The organism is Micromonospora sp. BS32 (assembly GCF_059089345.1).
The window spans coordinates 1-21,714 of record NZ_JBSSHR010000035.1 but is presented as its reverse complement, the minus strand read 5'-3'; the positions used below and the strand labels follow the sequence as shown (position 1 = coordinate 21,714).

Sequence of the window (21,714 nt, the reverse complement as noted above, 5' to 3'; positions counted from 1 at the left end):
CACCCCTGCTTGACCCAACCGCAACGCCACCGAACGCCATCACGAGAACGTCGGCCCGCACCTACCGACGAGGTGAGCAGGGAGGAGCCGAACTCGGACGCTCCTACGGATCAGAAGGTTAGGGGTTCGAGTCCCTTCGGGCGCACAAAGCAAGGAGAAGCCCCCGACCAGCCGAAATGGCAAGGTCGGGGGCCTTTTCGTGTCCGTCGGAATCAGCCTTCGAGCGGACGGAGGAGCCACCGGGTTCCTCACTGACCGAAAAGCGCACGGGACATCGCCTCCGCAGCGGAACGGCGGTCGCCCTCCATCAGGTGCCCGTAGACATCCTTGATGATCGCGATCGACGTATGGCCGCGCCCCGGCCGGCTCCGCCGCCGACGACGCCCTGCGCCTGCTCGCCAGCTGGGCCGCCACCCGCGATCAAGCCGACGTGACACCTACGCACCTGTGACCGAGAATTCCGCCCCTCAGGAGTTCCCGCCACCGCCGCGCATCCGTGGCCACCCGGGGCCTACGGCGCGCTGGGCCTTGCCTAAGGCGATGACCGCAACCTGCGTCACGATCGCACTCTTCTCGGCTACATGACAGTGCATTGGGCCTCCCGAGTTCGCCTACCCGAAATGGGACACCCAGTAAGGAAGAAGACCCCAGCTCCGACCGCAGCTAGAACGCGCCAGGTGTCGGAGAGGGGCATCGGTGGCGCGTCTGCGGTCTGCGCGCGGTCGTCCACCCGATGTAGCTTCCCGCCATGAAGTGGACTCGCCGGATCGCGCTCGCCGGGATCGTTTGGTGCGTGGTCCTGTTGGCAGCATCGACACTTCCGGCAGGACTTCCGTTGCCCACGCCCATCATCCTGGCGTCTGCACTGCTGCTGGCGCTGCCGGGCTTTGTCGTAACCCTCATCGGAGTCAGGCGCCTCGCGATCCTAGAGACCGGCACCCCTGCAGGTGGTGGCCAGGCGTTGTGGCGTCTGTTGCGCGAAACGATGCCAGGTTGGTTGCTCATCGCCAGCTGGCTGCTGTTCGCCGGGTTCTGGCCGGTCGGAGTCCTCTCCCTCGGGGGCGCACCGGGTGTGCCGGAGCAGCGTGCCGGAGCGTATGTCACCAACAACCACGGCGACGTGACGGTCATCAGCAAGGCTCAGTATCTGACCTTGAAGGCGCAGGATCAGCGGAGCGCTGTCGCGGTGGCGGGCGGCTTCTGCGTGTTCGCTGCGGTCATCTCAACTGCCCTTCATCGTCGAGAAGCGCGGCGCGAGGCGGAGCGTCCGTAGGCTGGCCGCGAGTAGGCGTTTCGCGCATCACGGCCGGCGGGCCATCCACGGGCCGCAATCTTGTGCGGTTCCCAAGCTGCCAGCCTCTGGCTCTCAACCTGACCCCGGCCCGATGCCAACAGCTGCCACCGGATGAACGTTGACGTCTACCGCTCCTTTCGTCCGTCTGCTGCTTAGGGTTTGGGCGAGCCCGGCGGCGAACATGGCGGGGGCGCCGGCCTTGTGCGGGTCGACGCTGGAGCGGAGGGGCGGGCGGCGTGTCGGTCGCGGGCGGTAGCGGGCGGCGTGGGTTTTTCGGGGCGGTCAGTCCCACCAATGAGGGCCAGCCGGTGAGCCGGTTCGAGTTGTTGTTCGACCTGGTCTATGTCTTCGCCGTCACCCGGGTCACCGACTACATGGCGGGCGCCCACAGCGCTCACGGGGTGGTCCAGGGTTTGCTGCTGCTGGCCCTGTTGTGGTGGACGTGGTCGGGGTACGCGTGGCTGGGCAACCAGGCGCGGGCCGATCAGGCCCTGCTGAGAGCGGGCATGTCGGTGGCGATGGCGGCGCTGTTCGTGGTCGACCTGACCATCCCTGAGGCCTGGCACGACAAGCCGGGCGGCCTGAACGGCCCTCTGGTGCTGCTGGCCGCCTACCTGGTCGTGCGGTGCGTGCACCTGACGGTCTACTCGGTGGCGGCGGCCGGCGATGTGGGACTGCGCCGGCAGCTTGCGATCACGTGGATCCCTACCCTGGCCGGCGCCGTCCTGCTGCTGGTCGGTGTGCTGCTCGGCGGCTGGCGGCAGACGGTGCTGTTCGCGGTGGCGCTGCTGGTGGACTGGGGCATCGTCTTCGTTACCTCTCGTCGCGGCAGTTGGCGGGTGCACAGCGCCAGCCACTGGAGCGAGCGGCACGATCTGTTCGTCATCCTGGCGATCGGCGAGTCGATCCTCGCCATCGGTATCGGTGCCGCAGACCAACCGATCAGCACGCCTTTGATCGTGGCGGCCGTTCTGGGGGTCGCGGTCTCCATCGGCCTGTGGTGGCTGTACTTCGACCTGGTCGCGCCGTCCACCGAGCAGCGGCTTGAGCAGGCCCGAGGGCAGGCCCGGACGACGCTGGCGGTGGAGGCGTACTCGTACGCCCACTTTCCGATCATCGCGGGGATCGTGCTCGCCGCGCTCGGTGTCGAGGGGGTCCTCGCCCAGCCCGCCGGGCATCAACCGTTGGGCTGGTTCTACGCCACCGCGCTCTGCGGCGGAGCGGCGCTCTATCTCGCCGGGCACCTGCTGTTCGCCAACCGCATGCGCTACGCGGTGCACGTCGGGCGGCTGGTCACCATGGCCGTGCTGCTGGGCTGGCTACCGGCCGCGGCGGTCCTGCCGCCGCTGGTCGCACTCGCCGTGCTGACCGGCATCCTCGCTGCCCTGATCGCCGGGGAAACCGTCCGGTACGCCGACGCTCGGCGGGCTCTGGGGCGCGGGTAATGCTCAGCGGGGAACGAGCCGGATCGTCGCGGCGCGGGAGCCGGGGTTGACCACGCCGCCGACGATGCTCGCCCCGCACCGTCGATATTTGCTGCGGTATGCGTCATCGATCCGGTCGTTGAGGTCAGGGTCGGTGTCGACCACGAAGGTGACGTCCTTGTCGACGCCGCCGGAGCGGATGTGGCCCTTCTGGCGGGTCTGCGTGCCGCGGAACCACGCGCCGGAGGTCCCGTGCATGGAGCGCACGTAGAGGTCGTCGCCGTCGCGGACGACCCACATGGTGACCGGGTGGCGCAGGCTGCCGTCACGGCGTTCGGAGACGAGGTCCAGCTCGTCGGATTGGGCGATCCTGCTGAGCTCTTCTGGCGTCCAATCGGGCATCGGCAGTCCCCTTGTGCTGGCAGTGGATTCCGGATTCGGGCGCGACGAGCATGGGACGGCACGCCGCGCCCGGTCCCCGGAACGGGAAGAATCACCGCGACGGGTGATCGGTCAGGGCTGGACCAGGACCTTGAGGGCCTCGCGGCGGTCCATCGCCCGGTACCCGTCGGGCATCCCGTCGAGGCGGATGGTGCGGTCGAACACCTTGCCAGGCTCGACGGTGCCGTCGAGGACGCCGGGCAGCAGCTCCTCGATGTAGGCGCGCACCGGAGCGGGACCGCCGGTCAGCGTGAGGTTGCCGCCGAACAGGCCCCAGCCGATCGGCCCCTCGTCGTACTGTGGAACCCCGACCCGGCTGATCACCCCGCCAGGGCGGACCACCCCGAGCGCCTGCTCGTACGCCTCGCGGTGGCCGACGGCCTCGAGCACCGCGTGGGTGCCGTCGCCGCCGGTGAGTTCCCGCACCCGGGCGATGCCCTCCTCGCCGCGTTCGGCGACGACGTCAGTGGCACCGAATTCGATGCCGAGGTCTGTGCGGGTCTTGTGCCGGCCCATCAGGATGATCCGTTCCGCGCCGAGCTGCCGGGCTGACAGCACCGCCAGCAGACCCACCGCACCGTCGCCGATCACGGTGACGGTGGTGCGCGGGTTGACAGTGGCGCGCTTGGCCGCGTGGTAGCCGGTGCCATATACGTCGGCGAGGGTCAGCAGCGACGGCAGCAGCGGCGAATCCTCTCCCACCGGCAGCGTGACGAGGGTGCCGGCTGCCTGGGGGACGCGGACGAACTCGGCCTGCGCGGTGTTGAAGAACCCGCCGTGACGGCAGGACGTCTGCACACCTTCGCGGCAGAAGTCGCAGGTGTTGTCCTGGAACGCGAAGGACGCCACCACCAGGTCGCCCCGCTTCAGCCCGGCCACCCCGGAGCCGAGGTCCTCGACGACGCCGAGGAACTCGTGACCCATCGTCGTGCCCTGCCCTGATGCGGGCATGGTGTGGTACGGGTGCAGGTCGCTGCCGCAGACGCAGGTCCGTACCACGCGCACGATCGCGTCGGTGGACTCCTGGAGCACCGGATCGGGCACGTCCTCCACCCGCACGTCGCCGGCCCCGTACATCACAGTCGCTCGCATGAAGTTCCTTCCGAATGTGTCTTTCGACGCCGACAGTCGCCGTGGCGACGGCAAGCCGTCCGGACCAGCTCGGGCTCTGGCGCTCGACGCGGCTCCGCACCGGCGATATCCATCAAAACAGGTACTCGTCGGGCAAGGGAGACCCTGTCGGTACAGGTAACGTCAGAACCCCCTTGGCGCGGCCGCCCACCGTCCGGCCAGTTGGCGCGGCTCATCGCGGGTTCTTCGCTTCGGTGATGCGGTGGGGGGCCCGGACGATGAGGGTGAGGACGACGGCCAGGGCGAGGGCGAGCATCGCAGTGCCGACGGTCAGGGCGACTCCGACGCGGTGAGCGAACAGGTGCGGCGCGTCGAGCCCGTGCGCGGTGGTGGCGGTGAAGACGGTGACCAGGATGCCCAGGCCGAGGGAGCCACCGAGCTGGTGGGCGACGTTGACCAGGCCGGCGGCGGCGCCGGCGTCGCGCGGTTCGACGCCGGTGACACCGGCGGCGGTCAGCGGGCCGAGGGTGGCGCCCTGGCCGGCGCCGATGAGGACCATCGGCAGGGCGACGCCGGTGAGATAGGACGTGTCGCCGGACAGCCGACTGAGCCAGAACATGCCCAGGGTCGTGGTGGCCAGGCCGGCGGCGAGCAGCGGTCCGTTGCCGAACCTGCGGGTCAACCTCGGGGTGGCGACCGCGATCACAAAGTTGATCAGGGTCATCGGGAGGAACGCGATGCCGGCGGCGAGCGGGCTGTAACCCTTGACGGTCTGCAGGTACTGGGTGGTGAAGAACCAGAAGCCCATCATGGCGCCGAGGAACAGGATCCGGCCGGCGTACGCGCCGGTCCGCTCGCGGCTGGCGAGCAGCCGCAGCGGCATGATCGGCTCGCGGGCACGCCACTCGTTGGCCACGAACCCGGCCAGCAGCGCCGCCCCGATGACGAGGGCGGCGGCGGTGCCGGGGTCGGTCCAACCGGCGTCGGCGGCGCGGACGATGCCGTACACCAGCGCGGTCATGCCGACCGTCGAGGCGACGGCGCCGCCGACGTCGAACCGGCCGCCGACCCGGGCGGTCTCGGGCAGGTAGCGGGGCGCGGCGAGGATCAGGGCCAGGCCGACGGGCAGATTGATGAAGAATCCGACCCGCCAGGAGATCACGTCGGTGAGGATGCCGCCGAGCAGCAGGCCGAGGCTGGCGCCGACCCCGGCGACCGCGCCGTAGTAGGCCACGGCCCGGGTGCGTTCCCGCCCTTCGGGGAAGCTGACAGTCAGCAGGGCGAGGGTGGACGGGGCGAGGAGCGCCGCGCCGACGCCCTGCACCGCGCGGGCGGTGATCAGCCACGCCGGGTTCTGCGCCACGCCGACCGCCAGGGACGCGGCGGTGAACAGGGCGAGGCCGGCGGTGAACATGCGCCGGCGGCCGAGGATGTCTCCCGCGCGGGCGCCGAGCAGCAGCAGCCCGCCGAAGGCGAGGGTGTAGGCGTTCTGCACCCACGACAGACCGGTGGTGGACAGGCCGAGACCGGCCTGAATCTTCGGCAGCGCGGTGATCACGATCGAGATGTCCAGCACGATCATCAGGTAGCTGATCAGGATGATCACCAGGACCGCCAGGGGATGCCGGGTGGCGCCCAGGGTGGCCGGCGCCTGCTCTGCGGCTGGCGTCGTGGTGCTCCGATCGGTGACGTCTGGCATCTGGTTCTCCTCAACCGCCACTGCGGTCGATCGCGTTCGTACCCGGAACGGTTGGTGAGACAAGCCAATCGCGGTCGGCGCGGGTGAGGCAGTGGCTGGTGTTCCAGGTATTGCCAGAACCTCCCTGGGCTGGCGGGGGCCGACGTAGCGTCGGGGACGTGGACAGCCGAAGCGAGATCCGTGACTTCCTCGCCAGCCGCCGCGCCAAGATCACCCCCGAGCTGGCTGGCCTGCCGAACTACGGCGGCCACCGGCGGGTGACGGGGCTGCGCCGCGAGGAGGTGGCGCTGCTGGCCGGGGTCAGCGTGGACTACTACACCCGGCTGGAGCGGGGCAACCTCACCGGCGTCTCCGACAGCGTGCTGGAGGCCCTGGCGAGAGCGCTGCAGCTGAACGAGGCCGAGCGAGCGCACCTCTTCGACCTGGCCCGCACCGCGAACACCAGCGCCGCGACCGTGCGCGGCCGGCGCCGACCGGCGCAGCAGCTACGGCCCGGAGTGCAGCTGCTGCTCGATGCGATGACCATGGCCCCGGCGTACGTGCGCAACGGCCGCCTCGACGTCCTGGGTGCCAACCAGCTCGGCCGGGCGGTGTTCGCCCCGCTGTTCGACACTGCGGCGGCCACGCCGAACATCGCCCGGTTCATCTTCCTCGACCCCGCCGCGCAGGACTTCTACCTCGACTGGGAACGGCTGGCTGCGGACACGGTGGCGTTGCTGCGCGCCGAGGCGGGCCGGGACCCCTACGACCGCGCGCTGACCGACCTTGTAGGTGAGTTGTCCACCCGCAGCGAGGTGTTCCGGACCTGGTGGGCCGCGCACGACGTGCGGTTGCACCGCAGCGGGGTCAAGCACCTGCACCACCCGGTCGTCGGCGACCTGACCCTGGCGTACGAGTCGATGGAACTGACCGCCGACGCGGGGCTGCGGCTCAACGCCTATACCGCCGAACCCGGCAGCCCCGCCCAGGAAGCCCTGAACCTCCTGGCCAGCTGGACCGCCGCACCTCAAGAACGAACCGCGCCGCAGGCGGCGGATCCAGCCCCGCTGCGCGACGAGGTCTGACCAACAACACGATGGGCAGGAACGACAGCATGGAGATGTTGAACAAGCAGCCGACCGTCAAGGCGCCGGCCGAGACGTTCACCGGCGACGCCTGGTACGACGTGATCATGAAGGGCGAGGAGCCGTCACGGATGCGGGTCAACGTCGTCCGCTTCGCCCCCGGCGCCCGCAACGCCTGGCACCGCCACGCCGTCGGCCAGACGCTGCACGTCACCGAGGGACGCGGGCTCGTCCAGTCCCGCGGCGGGAAGGTCGTCGAGATCGGCCCAGGGGATACCGTCCTGACCCCGTCCGGGGAGTGGCACTGGCACGGCGCGGCCCCCGACCACTTCATGACCCACCTCGCCATGTGGGAGGCCCCGGCCGACGGTGGTCCGGAGACCGAGTGGGGCGACCTGGTCACCGACGAGGAGTACGGCCAGCGCTGACCCGGCAAGGCGCTGAACAGCGTGACCCGGCCATAACCTCTGCCGCACAGAGAGAAGAGGATCCGTGGAGCACCGCGCACTGGGACGCACGGGCGTCTCGGTCAGCAAGATGTGCCTCGGCACCATGATGTTCGGCGAGTGGGGCACCAAGGACCACGACGAAAGCATCAAGATCATTCATCGGGCGCTCGACGCGGGTATCAACTTCGTCGACACCGCCGACGTGTACTCCCAGGGCGAGTCCGAAGTCATCGTCGGCAAGGCCCTCGCCGGCCGCCGCGACGACATCGTTCTCGCAACGAAGTTCTTCATGCCGTTCGACGACGACCCCAACCACCGCGGTGGCTCCCGCCGCTGGATCATGCAGGAAGTCGAGAACTCGCTGCGGCGGCTGGGCACCGACTACATCGACCTGTATCAGATGCACCGCTACGACCCCGCCGTCGACCTCGACGAGACCCTCGGAGCACTCACCGATCTCGTGCGCGTCGGCAAGGTCCGCTACATCGGCCACTCCACCTTCCCGCCGTCGGCCATCGTCGACGCTCAGTGGACCGCGCGGGACCGCGGACGTGAACGATTCGTCAGCGAGCAGCCCACGTACTCGATCCTCACCCGCAACATCGAGAACGAGGTCCTGCCCGTCTGTCAGCGCTACGGCATGGGTGTCATCCCGTACAGCCCTCTCGCCGGCGGCTGGCTCTCCGGCCGATACCGCAACAGCGACCAGGCTGGACCGATGTCGGTCGCCCGGCAGCGGCTGGCCAACCGGTTCGACATGTCCCTGCCGGAGAACAAGCGCAAGCTCGACGCCGCCGACCAGTTGGCCGAACTGGCCGACGAGGCCGGCATGACGCTGATCGAGATGGCGATCGCCTTCGTGCTGCGGCATCCAGGGGTGACCGCGCCGATCATCGGCCCCCGGACCATGGAGCACCTCGAGTCGCAGCTCGCCGCTGCTGATGTCGTCCTCTCCGACGACGTACTGGACCGCATCGACCAGCTCGTGCCGCCCGGCGTCACCCTCAACCCCGCCGACAACGGCTGGATCAGCCCGTCCCTCCAGCCCTCGGCCCGCCGTCGCTGACCACCACAGACACGAAATCTAGAGGGCCATGCTCGTGCTCCTGCAGCTGTACCGCCGCTGACGCGCGCTATGCCGACCGTGCGGCATCCTGCGCCGCGACGCTGTAGGAGTGGATGAGGGCGGTGGCGGAGTCGGTGCGCCAGATCAGTCCCCATCGCAGCGGCGGGGCATCGTGGATGGGGACGTAGGCGACGTCGGGACGGCTGTAATAGTGCCGTGCCTGGTCGCCGACGGGGAAGACGCCGAGCCCGGCCCCGACCATCGCCAGCAACTCGTTCAGTGTACGAGCGGATGCGCCGCGTGTGACGGGGCGACCCGTGGGCGTCCGGGCGGGAGAGCGTTCGTCGGAGTACGCGGCCGGGACGTCGGCGAACTGCAGCACGGTCGTGTCGGCCAGGTCCTCGATGGAGACCGAGGCGCGACGGGCGAACGGGTGCTGGGCTGGTACGGCAAGCATGCGCGCCTCGTCGAGGAGGACGGGGCCGGTCGTCAGGTCACTGTCGAAGACGGGCAGCGACGCGAAGACGACGTCGACAGTGCGATCGCGCAACCACGGCAACACGTCCACGATCTGCGCCTCACGGACCTGCACCGTGCAGCCGGGCAGCTGGCGGCGGAACAGTTCGGCGGCGCTGAGCAGCAGCTGACCTCCCGCGGCACCGACGAAGGCCACCCGTAGCGTCCCGGTGACACCCCGACCTGCCGCGACCGCCGCCTGGAACGCGCCGGTGATCTGTGCCCAGGCCGGCTGGATCTCGTCGTGCAACCGGCGGCCCACCGCGGACAGCTCCACCCGCCGACTGGTGCGGTGGAACAGGGGCGCGCCGATCTGTCGCTCCAGCTTGCGGATCGTCTGGCTCACGCGGGCGGTGGACACCCGCAGCCGTTGCGCGGTACGGCCGAAGTGCAGCTCCTCGACCAGGGCGAGGAAGGTCTCCAACTCGTACCGCTCCAGCATGCCACCCCGATCGACCGTAAAGCCCAGCTTCACGATCGTTGCACAGACACGCGTTGATCATCGATACGCCGGATCGCAGAGTGGAAGCCGTCGCACCTCCCGCGACCCACCTGACAAAGGAGAACGATGTCCACCGCACACGTCGTCGTCACCGTGCTCACCGCCGCCTGGGTGGGCTTCTCGGCCCTGTCCACCTACCGCCGGGCCAGGTGGGTCGTGGAGCCACTGGCGGAGTACGGCGTCTCCCGCTCGTGGTGGCCCTGGCTGGCCACGGTCAAGGCGCTCGGGGCGGCGGGCCTGTTGGTCGGTCTGGTTCTGCCGGTCATCGGCGTCGCCGCGGCCATCGGTCTGGTGCTGTACTTCGCCGGGGCCGTCGTCACCGTGCTCCGGGCGGGCGCCTTCTCACACGTCCCGTATCCGCTGCTGTACATGGCGCCGACCATCGCCACACTCGCGCTGGGCCTCGCCGCCTGAACGCGCCTCCGCCGCCGCCCGCGGTCCGCCGTTTCCGCGAGGTGCCGGTCGCCAGGGGGATTCAGCGCATGGTCGGCCCGGTCACCGGGTCAGCAGGGCACGCAACGCCTTCACCACCTCCGCCGGCGCCTCCTCGGCCATGAAGTGACCGCAGGTGACGGTCTGGTGTGCCAGGTCCGGGGCCCACGCCCGCCACACCGCGGCCGCGTCGTAGCCGAGGGCCGCGCCCCAGTCCTGCTGCATCACGGTCACCGGCATCCGAAGCTGGTTCCCGGCCGCCCGGTCGACCTCGTCGTGGGCGACGTCGATGCCGGCGGAGGCCCGATAGTCGGCGACGATCGAGGGGACGGCCTCCCGGGACGTCCGCAGGTACGCCGCCCGCACGTCGGCCGGGATGGCGTCCGGGTCGCGGGTCCAGACGTCGAGGAAGTGGCCGAAGAAGGCGTCGGCGCTGGCGCTGATCAGCTGCTCGGGCAGGCCGGGCGGCTGGGCCATCAGGTAGAGGTGGAAGCCGACCGCCGCGCTGGTGCCACGGAGCACGTCCCACATGTCGAGGGTGGGCAGCACGTCGAGGGCGGCGAGGTGAGTGACCGCCTCCGGGTGGTCGAGGCCGGCCCGGACGGCGACCAGGGCGCCCCGGTCGTGCCCGGCGAGGGCGAACCGCTCGTGCCCGAGGGCGCGGGCGAGCGCGACGATGTCGGCCGCCATGGTGCGCTTGGCGTACCGGGTGCCGTCCGGGTCGGCGGGTTTGTCGCTGTCGCCGTAGCCGCGCAGGTCGGGGAGGATGACGGTGTGGTCGGCGGCGAGGTCGGCGGCGACGTGCCGCCACATCAGGTGGGTCTGCGGGAAGCCGTGCAGCAGCACGATCGGGCTGCCGGAGCCGCCGACGGCGGCGTTCAGCGCCACGCCGTCGGCCACGGTGACGCGCTGGTACTCGAATCCACTGATCGTCGGATTCACAGGAGGTGCCTCTCTTCGGGGCCGGTCGTCCGCCGGCCGGGTTCGTCGTCCGGCACCGAGGTTGCCCGGGGGCGATGAGCGGCGGATCAGCAACGGATCAGTGTTCGTCGGGCGGAACCTGGCGGCGGCCTAGATTAGGGCCATGACCAGGCAGGCGGAGGCTCCTGTGGTGGCCTTCGGCGTGCTGGGCCCGGTGGAGGCGGTGCGCGACGGCGACGCGGTGGCCCTGAAGGGCCCACGACAGCGCGCGGTGCTGGCCCGCCTGCTGATCGCGCGGGGCCGGGTCGTACCGGTGGATCGGCTGGTGGACGACCTCTGGGAGACACCGCCGGACGGGGCGATCGGAGCGATTCGTACCTTCGTGTCCGACCTGCGGCGGGCGCTGGAGCCGGACCGTCCGCCCCGGCAACCGGCGACGTTGCTGGTGACCGCGCCGCCCGGCTACGCGTTGCACGCCGCGCCGGAGGCAGTGGACGCCTGGCGGTTCGAGGCGGCCGTCGGTGCGTCCGGCGAGCTGTTGGCCGCGGGTCGGGCCGCCGAGGCCCTGGACTGCCTGGACGGCGCGCTGGCCCAGTGGCGCGGGCCGGCGTACGCGCAGTACGCCGGGGAGTACTGGGCGCGGGCCGAGATCGATCGGCTCGACGAGTTGCGGATGCTCGGCGTTGAGCGGCGGGCCGAGGCGCTGCTGGCCCAGGGACGCGCCGCCGAGGCCGCCTCCGACCTGCGCGGCCACGTCGCCGGGCATCCGCTGCGGGAGGACGCCTGGCACCTGCTGGCGCTGGCCCGCTACCGGTCGGGCCGGCAGGGCGACGCGCTCGCCGCGCTGCGTAGCGCCCGGGAGACCCTGGTGGCGGAGCTGGGCGTGGACCCCGGCCCGCGACTGCGGCAGCTGGAAAGCGACATCCTGGCCCAGGCCCCACAGCTCGGTCCGGCCGAGCAGCCGCCCGGGCAGCACCGGCCACCCCTCGTCGGCCGCGACGCCGGGGAGGACCGGCGACCGTTCGTCGGCCGGGACGACGAGGAGGACCGACTGGCGCGGGCGGCCGAGGCAGTCGTCCGCGACGACCGGCCCGCACTCGCGCTGATCTCCGGGGACCCGGGCGCGGGAAAGACGGCACTGGCCGAGGCGCTCACCCGCCGCCTGGCCACCGCCGGCTGGACCACCGCCTGGGGACGCAGCCCCGAGTACGACGACGCGCCGGTCGCCTGGCCGTGGGCGCAGATCACCGACGCGCTGACGGCCGGCGCGGACCGGCCGGACACCCGGCCGACCGGTGGGCCGCCCGACCGGCACGCCGTCGAGGACCCGGCGTTGACCCGGTTCCGGCTGCGGCGCGCCGCCGTCTCGCTGATCACCCAGGTGGCGGCGCGCGGGCCGCTGCTGCTGGTCGTGGACGACCTGCACCGCGCCGACGAGGGCACCCTGGACCTGCTGACCGCGCTGGTCGGCGAGGCGGAGCCGGTCGCCGGCCCGGTGCTGATCGTCGGCACCTACCGGGCCACCGCGATCACCCCGGAGCTGACCGCGGCGCTGGCCCGGATCGCCCCGACCGAACCGGTCCGGGTCTACCTGGGCGGGCTGTCCGAGCCGGCGACCGGCGAGCTTGCCGGGGCCGTAGCCGGCCAGGAGCCGGACGCCCACACGGTCCGGCTGATCCACCGGCGCAGCGGCGGCAACCCGTTCTTCGTCCGGGAGCTGGCCCGGCTGCTCGCCACGGAGGGCGTCGCGGCCCTGGAGTCCGTCCCGGCGGGGGTGCGCGACGTCATCCGGCACCGCCTGGCGCAGCTGCCCGAGCCGGTGCGGACCCTGCTGCGGCAGTCTGCCGTGCTCGGTCGGGACGTCGACCCGGAGGTGCTGGCCGCGCTGGCCGGTGACGACGAGGAACTGCTCGACGCGGTGGATCACGCGGTACGGGCGGGTTTTCTCACCGAGCGCGGCACGGACGGACAGCTGCGCTTCGCGCACATCCTGGTCCGGGACACGCTCTACGCCGACCTGTCCGCGCCGCGCCGGGCGCACTGGCACGCCGGTGCCGGCGCGGCGATCGAACGGCTCCATCCGGACGACGTGACCGCCCTCGCGTACCACTTCGGCCGTGCCGCGGGCCGGGCCACCGCGTCCCGTGCCGCTCGTTACGCGGTGGCGGCCGCCGAGCAGGCGGAACGCCGCGCCGACCCGCACGCCGCAGCGCGGCTGTGGGAGCAGGCCGTCGCCGCCCACGACCGGGCCGGCGGCGAGGACGTCCGGGGCCGGCTGGCCGCGGTGATGGGGCTGGGCCGGGCGCTCGCCGTGACCGGCCACCTGGACGAGGCACGCCGTCGTCGGGGCGAGGCGATCGGTACGGTCCGGGAGCTGGCCGACCCCGGGCTGACCGCGCTCGTGCTCACCGCCTTCGACGTGCCCGGGGTGTGGACCCGCAACGACGACGAGGCGCTCTCCGGTCAGGTCGTCCGGACGGCCGAGGCCGCGTTGGCGGCCCTTCCCGGTGGCGAGGTGGAACAGCGTAGCCGCCTGCTGAGCACGCTGGCGATGGAACTGCGCGGCACGACGGGCGACCAGGGACTGCGGGCGGCGAAGGAGGCGGAGGCGCTGGCCCGCCAGGCGGAGCAGCCGGCGCTGCTGGCGTTCGCGCTCAACGCCCGCTTCATGCACACGTTCCAGCGCCCCGGGCAGGCTGCCGACCGGGCCCGCATCGGCGTGGAGCTGATCGAGCTGGCCGCCCGGCACCGGCTGGTGACCTTCGAGGTCCTCGGTCACCTGATCGCCCTGCAGGCGCACTGCGCGCTGGCGGACTTCGCCGCCGCCGCCGCCGACGCGCAGGCCGCCGACCGCCTCGCCAACCGGTACGACCTGCCGCTGGTCGGCGTCTTCACCCAGTGGTACGGCGCCCTGCGCCTGGCCGCGTACGGGCACCCGGCCGAGGCGGCGGTCGCGTACCGGGCCGCGCAGGTCCGCCTCTCCGGTGCCGGCATGCCCGGGATGGCGGAGGGACTGCTGCCGCTCGCCCTGTTCTCCCTGCGCCCGTCCGGCCAGGTGGACGGTCCGGCGGAGCGGGAGTGGGGCCCGTACGAGCCGTGGGTCCGACCGTCGACGCTGCTGGCCGAGGGGCGTCGTGACGAGGCCGGCGTCGCGCTGCGCGCCCTCCCCGACTCCCCGCACGACCTGCTGTGGGAGGCCCGGCTCTGCCTCGCCACCCGCGCGGCGCTGGCCCTCGACGACCATCGCACGATGCGACGGCTGTACGCCGAGCTGCTGCCCGCCGCCGACGAACTGGCGGGCGCGGGGAGCGGGGTGCTGACGTTCGGGCCGGTGGCCGGGTACCTCGCCGACCTCGCCGGCGCGCTGGGTCGCGACGACGAGGCGGTCGCCCACCGCCGACGGGCGCGGGAGCTGCTGGCGTACCGGGACGAGCGCTGACCTTTTCCCGGACCGGGGACGGCCGGCCCGCACCGCGCGGGCCGGCCGTCGTCACCGGCCAGCTCAGCCGGCCGTGGTGGCCGCCAGATCGCGGGTGATCTGCAAGGTGGTGCCGATGACCCGCCAGAGCAGCTCGGGGGCGTCGGCGCCGTCCTCGGTGACGATCGTCTTCGTGACTCCGTTGCGGTAGGTCACGGAAACGGTGTAGACGAACCGGTCGGCACCGTTTCCGGCGGGCGGGTACGACGCGCAGAGGTGACGGAATTCGCGGCCCTCGACGGTGGTCATCAGCGCCGGGGTGGAAACGTGCGCGGTGTCGTAGAAAACCGTGTACGTCTCGTTCACACCGATGAATCCGCCGGTACGGGTGACGGTCACCTGGTAGGCGCCCGCCGGGGCCGCCTGGGCCGGCCCGGCGATCGCGACGGTGCCGGCGCTGACGCCGATGAGCAGCACAAACGCCGTCATGAGCCGGCCGATGGTACGCAGCATGGCAGACATGACTGGTCCCCTTTCCTCGTGGGAATGGTGGAACGTGCGGCGTGTCCTGTCGGCGGTCACCGACTCCGGAAACCCGCCCCCCGACTGTCTCGTGGAGCGTGCCGCCCGTTCCTTTGTCGCCTCTTTTCTATCACCGGTGGGAACGGGTCACCTATGGGCCGTTGGTCCCATGAGGACGGTGCGTAAGGTGCAATTTGTTTCGATTGTTTCCGCGCTTGGAACAATTGTTTTTCTGCTGTGTTCCGGCTCACCCGGAAGCGGGGCTTCCCGGTGCGCGGTGGGCCTACCGGCCGGGGGACCCGAGGGCGGGCGGATCCGGTTAGGGTCGGCGGCATGGCGATCCATGCCCGCGTCGTGGCCGACGACTTCCCGGCCAGCGTGCGCTTCTACACCGACCTGCTCGGCGCCGAACCGGAGCGACTGGTCCCCGAGTTCGAGTACGCCAGCTTCGACCAGGCCGGTGAAACCGTGCTCGCGATTCTGGGCCGGCGGGCCGCCGAGGCGGCGGTGCCGGTGGGGTCCGGAGACGGCGGAGTGCTGCTGGTGCTCCCGGTGTCCGACGTGGACGACGTGGTCGCCGGCCAGCCGGCGGGCGCGGTGGTATCCGCGCCCGCCGACCGTCCCGGCTGGGGCATCCGCTCGGCCTACCTGCGGGATCCCGAGGGCAACCTGGTCGAGGTGCAGACCTGGCAGGCCCGGGGCTGACCGCTCAGCCCCATCGTCCAGCAGGACGACCGGTCACATCCGCTCGACGGTCCGGATGCCGAGCAGGTGCAGTCCCTGCCGCAGCGTCCGGGCGGTCAGGTCGGCCAGCAGCAGCCGGCTCTCGCGCAGCTCGCCGGTAGCCCGCAGCACCGGGCAGCGCTCGTAGAACGCGCTGAAGGTGACGGCCAGCCGGTGCAGGTAGCCGGCGAGGTGGTGGAACGCCAGGGTCCGTTCCGCCTCGGCGACCACCGCCGCGAAGCCGAGCAGCTCGACCGCCAGTGCCCGTTCCGCGGGCTCGGCGAGCACGATCTGTGCGTCCGGCCGCGGGTCGGTCCCGGCCCGCCGGAACACCGACCGGATCCGGGCGTACGCGTACTGGAGGTAGGGGGCCGTGTTCCCGTCGAGGGAGAGCATCCGTTCCCAGTCCAGGACGTGGTCCCGGGTGCGTTCGGTGGCCAGGTCGGCGTACTTGAGCGCGCCGATACCGACGGCCCGGCCGATCTCGGCGGCGGCCTCGGCGTCCAGCCCGGGATTCTTGGCGCGGGCCAGTTCGGTGGCCCGGGCGACCGCCTCCTCCAGCAGCGTGACCAGCTTCACCGAGTCGCCGGCCCGGCTGCGCAGCATCCGCCCGTCGGCGCCGAGGATCGATCCGAAGCCGAGGTGTTCGGCCCGGGCCGGCGGGCGCAGCCAGCCGGCCTGCTCGGCGACCGCGAAGACCATCGCGAAGTGCTGCCGCTGGGGCAGGCCGACGACGTAGAGCAGCCGGGTCGCGCCCAGCTCGTCGGTCCGGTGCCGCAGCGCCGCGAGGTCGGTGGCCGGGTAGCCGTAGCCGCCGTCGGCCTTGCGCACGATCAGCGGCAACGCCGCACCGTCCCGGCCGGTGAAGCCCGGCGGGAAGGCGCACTCCGCCCCGTCGCTGGAGGTCAGCAGGCCCATCCGGTCCAGGTCGGCGACGACCCCGGCGAGCCGGTCGTTGTACGCGCTCTCACCCCGGAAGTCGACCCCGGTCAAGGTGACGTCGAGGAGCGCGTAGACGGCCAGGAAGTACCGCTCGGACTGCTCCACCAGCAGCCGCCACAGCTCCCGGGTGCGCGGGTCGCCGCCCTGCAACGCGACGACCCGCCGCCGGGCGCGCTGGCGGAACGCCTCGTCGGTGTCGAACTTCCCCCGGGCCGTCTTGTAGAACCTGTCCAGGTCCCCCATGGACAGTTCGCGCCCCGCCTCGGCCTCACCGAGATCGACCAGGTGCTCGATCAGCATCCCGAACGGGGTTCCCCAGTCGCCCAGGTGGTTGACCCGGACCACCCGGTGCCCGAGCCAGTCCAGCAGCCGGACCGCCGCGTCGCCGATCACGGTGGAGCGTAGGTGCCCGACGTGCATCTCCTTGGCCACGTTCGGCGCCGAATAGTCGACCACCACCCGCTCCGGGGCGGCGGACACCGGCACCCCGAGCCGCTCGTCGCCGGCCAGCCCGCCGACCAGGGCGGCGAGTGCCCCGTCGGCGACGGTCAAGTTGAGGAAACCCGGCCCGGAGACCTCCGCCGCCGCGCAGAGGTCGGCCAGCTCGGCGCGTTCGAGCACCGCCGCGGCGATCTCCCGCGGCGGGCGCCCGAGCCGCTGGGCCAGCGCGAGCGCCGCGTCGGACTGGAAGTCCGCGCGCGGGGAACGCCGCACCACGGGGTCGACCGGGCCGCCGGCCACGGCCGCGAACGCCGGCGCCAGCCGGTCGGTGAGCAGCTTTTCAAGATCCATGGGTACGCCGATCTGGTCGGATCCGTCAGTCACGCGGATCTCCGGACGGGGAGACTGCGGACGGACCGAGGACGATCGGCGGTGACCGGCGGCTCGATCCGCCGGTCGCAGGGAAGGGTCAGCGCGGGCGGGCGACGGATCGCCGGCGTCGCTCCGCACCGACCTGGACGTCGTACGACGTGCCGGTGGTGAGGGCGGGCGCGCTGGTCATGCCGGGGAGCCTAGCGGCCGGCCGGGGCGGGGGCACCCCGGTTCCCGGCCGGCCCGCTTGTCGTACCCCGATCAGGCCGGCGTGGCGGCGGCCTTGCGGGCCCGCTCGGCCCGGCGTCGCACCTGCTGGTACGCCGCGGTCAGCCCCATCGCCCGGCGGACCTCGACCACGGTGGCGCGGACCTGTTCCCGGGTCCGCTCGGTGCCCTCGACGATCAGCTGGTCGACCAGGCCCGGGGTGCCCTCGATGCGGGCCCGGCGCTCCCGGATCGGGTCGAGGAAGCGGTTGAGCGCGACGGCGAGCGCCTCCTTGACCTCGACGTCGCCGATCCGCCCGGCCCGGTAGCGCTCCTTGAACCCGGCCACCTGGGCCCGGTCCGGGTTGAACACGTCGTGGTACACGAAGACCGGGTTGCCCTCGACGGTTCCCGGCACGTCGGCGCGGACCCGGTTCGGGTCGGTGTACATGCCCAGCACCGCCCGGCGCACGGTGGCCGGGTCGGCGGAGAGCGCGATGGCGTTGCCCCGGCTCTTGCTCATCTTCTGATGGCCGTCGGTGCCGACCAGGGTGGGCGTCGCCGAGGCGATCATCTCGGGCACCGGGAAGACCTCGCCGTAGAGGTGGTTGAAGCGGCGGGCGATCTCCCGGGTCACCTCGACGTGCGCGGCGTTGTCCTTGCCGACCGGCACCACCTGCCCCTTCACGCAGAGGATGTCGGCGGCCTGGAGCACGGGATAGCCGAGCAGGCCGTAGGGGATCTCCTCCCGGCCCGCATCGCGGGCCATCTCCCGCACCGACGGCACCCGCTCCAGCCGGGGCACGGTGACCAGGTTCTGGAAGAGGGTGTTCAGCTCGCCCACCTCGGGGATCGCCGACTGGAGGTAGAACGTCGCGCGGGCCGGGTCGACCCCGCAGGCGAGGATGTCGGTGACCATCTCCCGGGCGTTGCCGGCGACCCGGCCGATGTCCTCCCGGCTGTTGCGGGTGGTCAGCATGTGCAGGTCGGCGATGATGAAGTAGCTGTCGTAGCGCTGATGCAGCGCCACCCGGTTGGCGATGCTGCCGACGTAGTGGCCGAGGTGCAGCCGCCCGGTCGGGCGGTCCCCGGTGAGCATCCGTGGAACGGACATGGTGGTACGCCTTTCGTGCCGATGGAGTGCAGGACGCGCACGCGCGCGATCGACCCGGGGCGTGGTTGCCCGTCAGGGTCGGTGGGGTCGGCTCGTCAGAGCACGGACCGCCATCGCGCGCCGGCGCGGAACCGCAACCCACCGGCACGGAGGACATCGAGGATCCGCTCCCGGCCGTCGCCGGGGCTGGTCGGGCAGGACGGCACGAGGTCGCCCGGGAGGCCGTCGAGGGCCTCCGGCGCGAGGATGACCGGCCGGACCATGCCTTCACGGTAGTCGCTCACCGCGTTCCCCGGGGTCCGGCCGGCGCCTCTCAGTTCCGCCGGTAGCTCTCCTCGTAGTAGCTGCCGACCTGCTCCCGGTAGTCGGGCCGGGCGAAGTCGTCCGGGTCGAAGGCCGGCGACTCCTTCACCTGCTCCCGGGTCCGGTCGACGTGCACCACCCGCTCCAGGTGGTCGACCCGGGCCACCGTGCCCACCGGCAGCAGCACCTTGCGGCCGAAGATCCACGGCCCGGTGTCCACGACCAGCCACCGGGCGCCGGCGTCGTCGCTGGCCTCGTCGACCGCCCCGATCCGGCCGTCGGTCGCCTCCACCCGGTAGCCCACCAGGTCGATCGGGGTGCCCGGGCCGGGCGCATCCGGGCCGTCGTGCCCAGGCCGCCCGCGCGGCGCCTCGCCCGGGTCGGTCTGGTCGTACCCACCGGCCAGGGCGGCCGGGTCCCGCCAGGACCACGGATTGAACGGCTGCATCTGCGACACCTCCGGTACGTCGTCCGAGTAGTCCGCCATCAGGTGCCCCACTCGCCGTCCCCGGAAACAGCACGGCAATTCCGGGTTCACAAAAATGTCGCGGTGCGAATTAGCTCATATGCGGGACCGGTCTATCTATTGCCCGCTTCCTGCGCAGCTCGCGACAGGTGTGATCCTCTCGCCACACATTCCGGTGGCCTGCGGAGTATCCCGCCGGCACATTCGTCCGGCCACGGCCGCCGACGATTCTGGTCCCGCATCCGGCAGCACCGAGAAAAGGGGACGCAGATGTACCGCACCATCCGACGGATCGGGTTCGTGGGGGCGCTCGCCGTGGCGCTGGTCGGCGGGACGGGGGTGGCCGCGCAGGCGGCGGTCAACCCGTACAGCGCGCAGTCGCTCTGCGGGCTCGGCTACACCACCGTCGACCAGGACCCGGTCCACGACGCCTCGACCGGCGCCCTGCTCGGCACCGTGCACCTGCTCTACAACCCGGTCACCGGCTACGGCTGCACGGTCACCCTGAAGTCCGCGTACGTCGGCACGCTCACCCGTACCCAGGTCTACCTCGCCGCGCAGTACCTGCCCACCCAGATTGACGACGGCAACAAGCTGTACGCGGCCGGCCCGACCCGGGCGTACGTCCGCGGTGGCTGCACCATCTGGGGCGGCTTCATGGCCGACCCGAGCGGCACGATCCACTACCACGACCGGGCGAACGCGGCGATCGGCGGCATCGGCACCTGCTTCTGAACCGTCCCGCGCCGGGGTCCGCACCGATCGCGGGCCCCGGAGCATCTCCGTCGCTGGTCGCGGCGGTGATGACCGGTCCAGGCGCTGGCATACTCGCCAACCATGGTGCTGTCGCGCGGCTGGTCGGTCTTCCTCGTCGGGGTCGGCGTCTGGACCTGGGTGATCTGGCCGAGGTTCGCCCTCGCCGTCTGGAACGACCGGCGCGCCTGGGCCGGCGGCACGGTGGGCGAGGGCGCACCGACCGCCTTCCTCTGGGTGCACGCCCTGCTGATCGCCGCGTCGTTGGTGATCGGCACCACCGTCGGAGTGCTCGGTGTCCGTGGCTGGCGGGCCGCCCGGGAGAGCCGGGGCGGCTCCGGCGCCTGAGCCGCTCCGAGCGGCGGGCGGGTCAGCTCGCTCCGCTCCGCTGCGCCGCCGGCTTCGGCAACCAGGCGGCGCGCTCGTCGTAGGCGAACTGGGCGAAGTCGATCGGCGGGCGGCCCAGCAGGTCACGGACGTCGGTGCTGAGTCCGGCCGCCGGGGGTGGTGGAAGGTTCTGCATGAAGAAGGCCGCCCGGACGAAGGTCCACTCCAGGCCGGAGGCGCGCAGCCACTTCTCCAGGGCGTGGTTGTGGCACCACCGGGTTCTTATCGGCCCCTTGGAGGGAGAGCAGCACCATCCGGCGTACGCCCAGCTGCCGGGCGCGCTCCAGGGCGGGCAGCATGTCCCGCTTGACGGTGCCGATCTGCGGGGGCCGCATGAGGAACATCCGATCCACCCCGGTGAGGGCCGCGTCCCAGGTGCCAGGGTCGGTGAACGAGAAGGCCACCGTCTCGTCCCAGGGCCCGGTGGCGTTCCCATCGGGGACCGCGGCGCGCACCCGGTGGTCGCTGTCGTGCAGAGTCCGGGCGACGTGCCATCCGGCCCGGCCGGTCGCGCCGGTCACCAGAACTGTCATGACCTCACCGTTGACCCGCACCGCCGGGCTCACCCAGGGCGCTGCTTCCCGACCCGGTGGGCCCTTCGGTCCGTGCTCGGCCTGGTCCTGCCGCCCACGAAAACAGGCTGAGCTGGGAAGACAGACGATCGGTGATGATGTGACGCGGGACGCGGCACGCGGATTTGACGACCAGACCCGCAGACGCGTAACTTTCTCTCTGCCAGCGCGGAACGGGGCAAACGGGACGAAGAGCCCGGAGCGCCGAACCAGACTGACACCGGGTCAGACGAGGATTCGCATCCTCCGAGACGCGGTCCGGGCGGGCTCACCGGAAACGCTGCGAGGCGGATTTGGACGAGCGGAACCGACCGGGTAAGGTTGTCGACCGGCAGGGCACCGGGCGAGCATGTGGGAAACCGCAGCGGCCGGTTCTGCCAAATCCGAGGATCAAGCGCAGCGGTTCGATGCTGCGCGGGCTCACCGGGCGCTGAACCGTACCAAGCGTGACACACCGGGACACACCGGTTGACACGGGGAAGACGGTGAGGTAACGTAGTAAAAGTGCCCGGCGCGAGAGCGGCGGGTTGAACGAAGTGCCCCGGACGGGTGGCTCGCGGTGCGGGTTTTCCGGATGGTGTGTGGTTGTTCTTTGAGAACTCAACAGGGTGCTTGA

At 71.8% G+C, this 21,714-nt stretch carries 22 protein-coding genes; 10 read left to right on the top strand and 12 right to left on the bottom strand.

The genetic code is table 11. From position 1 onward, the window contains the following. Positions 1–748: 748 nt before the first annotated feature. Positions 749–1,273, top strand: a complete 525-nt coding sequence (locus tag AC5RWQ_RS29570) for a hypothetical protein (RefSeq protein WP_494285880.1) — start codon at positions 749–751, stop codon at positions 1,271–1,273. Positions 1,274–1,602: 329 nt separating this feature from the next. Next, positions 1,603–2,739, top strand: a complete 1,137-nt coding sequence (locus tag AC5RWQ_RS29565) for a low temperature requirement protein A (RefSeq protein ID WP_494285879.1) — start codon at positions 1,603–1,605, stop codon at positions 2,737–2,739. Between the two features lie 3 nt (positions 2,740–2,742). On the opposite strand, the gene AC5RWQ_RS29560 is transcribed toward AC5RWQ_RS29565, so the two are convergent. From AC5RWQ_RS29560 to AC5RWQ_RS29550, 3 genes are all read right to left on the bottom strand, one after another. Continuing rightward, entirely contained in the window at positions 2,743–3,120 is a 378-nt protein-coding gene (locus AC5RWQ_RS29560; RefSeq protein ID WP_494285878.1) for a DUF2255 family protein, read from the bottom strand. Positions 3,121–3,231: 111 nt separating this feature from the next. Next, on the bottom strand, positions 3,232–4,251 hold the full coding sequence (locus AC5RWQ_RS29555; protein WP_494285877.1) for a zinc-binding dehydrogenase: 1,020 nt from the start codon (positions 4,249–4,251) through the stop codon (positions 3,232–3,234). 211 nt (positions 4,252–4,462) lie between these two features. Further along, positions 4,463–5,929, bottom strand: a complete 1,467-nt coding sequence (locus AC5RWQ_RS29550) for an MFS transporter (RefSeq protein ID WP_494285876.1) — start codon at positions 5,927–5,929, stop codon at positions 4,463–4,465. Positions 5,930–6,087: 158 nt separating this feature from the next. On the opposite strand from AC5RWQ_RS29550, the gene AC5RWQ_RS29545 reads away from it, so the two are divergent. The 3 genes from AC5RWQ_RS29545 to AC5RWQ_RS29535 all read left to right on the top strand — a co-directional run bounded on the left by AC5RWQ_RS29545 (position 6,088) and on the right by AC5RWQ_RS29535 (position 8,508). After that, positions 6,088–6,993 (top strand): helix-turn-helix transcriptional regulator, encoded by a 906-nt coding sequence (locus tag AC5RWQ_RS29545; protein ID WP_494285875.1) that lies wholly within the window; start codon positions 6,088–6,090, stop codon positions 6,991–6,993. A gap of 29 nt (positions 6,994–7,022) precedes the next feature. Continuing rightward, positions 7,023–7,421, top strand: a complete 399-nt coding sequence (locus AC5RWQ_RS29540) for a (R)-mandelonitrile lyase (protein ID WP_494285874.1) — start codon at positions 7,023–7,025, stop codon at positions 7,419–7,421. A gap of 64 nt (positions 7,422–7,485) precedes the next feature. Then, positions 7,486–8,508: an aldo/keto reductase gene (locus tag AC5RWQ_RS29535; RefSeq protein ID WP_494285873.1), complete on the top strand. Its 1,023-nt coding sequence runs from the start codon at positions 7,486–7,488 to the stop codon at positions 8,506–8,508. Between the two features lie 67 nt (positions 8,509–8,575). On the opposite strand, the gene AC5RWQ_RS29530 is transcribed toward AC5RWQ_RS29535, so the two are convergent. Further along, positions 8,576–9,466: a LysR family transcriptional regulator gene (locus tag AC5RWQ_RS29530; protein WP_494285872.1), complete on the bottom strand. Its 891-nt coding sequence runs from the start codon at positions 9,464–9,466 to the stop codon at positions 8,576–8,578. Positions 9,467–9,592: 126 nt separating this feature from the next. On the opposite strand from AC5RWQ_RS29530, the gene AC5RWQ_RS29525 reads away from it, so the two are divergent. Beyond that, positions 9,593–9,940, top strand: coding sequence for a DoxX family protein (locus tag AC5RWQ_RS29525; RefSeq protein ID WP_494285871.1), 348 nt, complete (start codon positions 9,593–9,595; stop codon positions 9,938–9,940). An 81-nt stretch (positions 9,941–10,021) separates the two neighbouring features. Here AC5RWQ_RS29525 and AC5RWQ_RS29520 read toward each other — a convergent pair whose 3' ends face one another. Then, a complete protein-coding gene (locus AC5RWQ_RS29520) occupies positions 10,022–10,900 on the bottom strand; it encodes an alpha/beta fold hydrolase (RefSeq protein ID WP_494285870.1) in 879 nt (292 codons plus the stop codon). Positions 10,901–11,042: 142 nt separating this feature from the next. Between AC5RWQ_RS29520 and AC5RWQ_RS29515 the strand changes: the two genes are divergently transcribed. Next, on the top strand, positions 11,043–14,318 hold the full coding sequence (locus AC5RWQ_RS29515) for an ATP-binding protein (RefSeq protein WP_494285869.1): 3,276 nt from the start codon (positions 11,043–11,045) through the stop codon (positions 14,316–14,318). A 63-nt stretch (positions 14,319–14,381) separates the two neighbouring features. Here the strand turns inward: AC5RWQ_RS29515 and AC5RWQ_RS29510 are convergent, their stop codons facing one another. After that, entirely contained in the window at positions 14,382–14,879 is a 498-nt protein-coding gene (locus AC5RWQ_RS29510) for a protealysin inhibitor emfourin (protein WP_494285868.1), read from the bottom strand. Positions 14,880–15,152: 273 nt separating this feature from the next. Here AC5RWQ_RS29510 and AC5RWQ_RS29505 point away from each other — a divergent pair, with 273 nt between their 5' ends. Then, a complete protein-coding gene (locus tag AC5RWQ_RS29505) occupies positions 15,153–15,524 on the top strand; it encodes a VOC family protein (RefSeq protein WP_494285867.1) in 372 nt (123 codons plus the stop codon). 33 nt (positions 15,525–15,557) lie between these two features. Here AC5RWQ_RS29505 and argS read toward each other — a convergent pair whose 3' ends face one another. From argS to AC5RWQ_RS29485, 4 genes are all read right to left on the bottom strand, one after another. After that, the gene (gene argS, locus AC5RWQ_RS29500; protein WP_494285887.1) at positions 15,558–17,276 is read right to left on the bottom strand and encodes an arginine--tRNA ligase; all 1,719 of its coding nucleotides are present in this window, start codon (positions 17,274–17,276) and stop codon (positions 15,558–15,560) included. A gap of 282 nt (positions 17,277–17,558) precedes the next feature. Next, positions 17,559–18,617 (bottom strand): tryptophan--tRNA ligase, encoded by a 1,059-nt coding sequence (trpS, locus tag AC5RWQ_RS29495; RefSeq protein ID WP_494285866.1) that lies wholly within the window; start codon positions 18,615–18,617, stop codon positions 17,559–17,561. A gap of 95 nt (positions 18,618–18,712) precedes the next feature. Beyond that, positions 18,713–18,880 (bottom strand): hypothetical protein, encoded by a 168-nt coding sequence (locus AC5RWQ_RS29490; protein ID WP_494285865.1) that lies wholly within the window; start codon positions 18,878–18,880, stop codon positions 18,713–18,715. Positions 18,881–18,930: 50 nt separating this feature from the next. Next, a complete protein-coding gene (locus AC5RWQ_RS29485) occupies positions 18,931–19,368 on the bottom strand; it encodes a PRC-barrel domain-containing protein (protein ID WP_494285886.1) in 438 nt (145 codons plus the stop codon). A gap of 288 nt (positions 19,369–19,656) precedes the next feature. Between AC5RWQ_RS29485 and AC5RWQ_RS29480 the strand changes: the two genes are divergently transcribed. Beyond that, complete coding sequence (locus tag AC5RWQ_RS29480; protein WP_494285864.1) at positions 19,657–20,121, top strand: hypothetical protein; 465 nt, start codon at positions 19,657–19,659, stop codon at positions 20,119–20,121. A gap of 102 nt (positions 20,122–20,223) precedes the next feature. Next, entirely contained in the window at positions 20,224–20,487 is a 264-nt protein-coding gene (locus AC5RWQ_RS29475) for an SCO4848 family membrane protein (protein ID WP_494285863.1), read from the top strand. A gap of 22 nt (positions 20,488–20,509) precedes the next feature. Here the strand turns inward: AC5RWQ_RS29475 and AC5RWQ_RS29470 are convergent, their stop codons facing one another. Together AC5RWQ_RS29470 and AC5RWQ_RS29465 are read right to left on the bottom strand one after the other, a co-directional pair. After that, a complete protein-coding gene (locus AC5RWQ_RS29470) occupies positions 20,510–20,662 on the bottom strand; it encodes a hypothetical protein (RefSeq protein WP_494285888.1) in 153 nt (50 codons plus the stop codon). Next, a complete protein-coding gene (locus AC5RWQ_RS29465; protein ID WP_494285862.1) occupies positions 20,610–21,059 on the bottom strand; it encodes an SDR family oxidoreductase in 450 nt (149 codons plus the stop codon). The genes AC5RWQ_RS29470 and AC5RWQ_RS29465 overlap by 53 nt, the downstream gene beginning before the upstream one ends. Between the last annotated feature and the right edge of the window lie 655 nt (positions 21,060–21,714).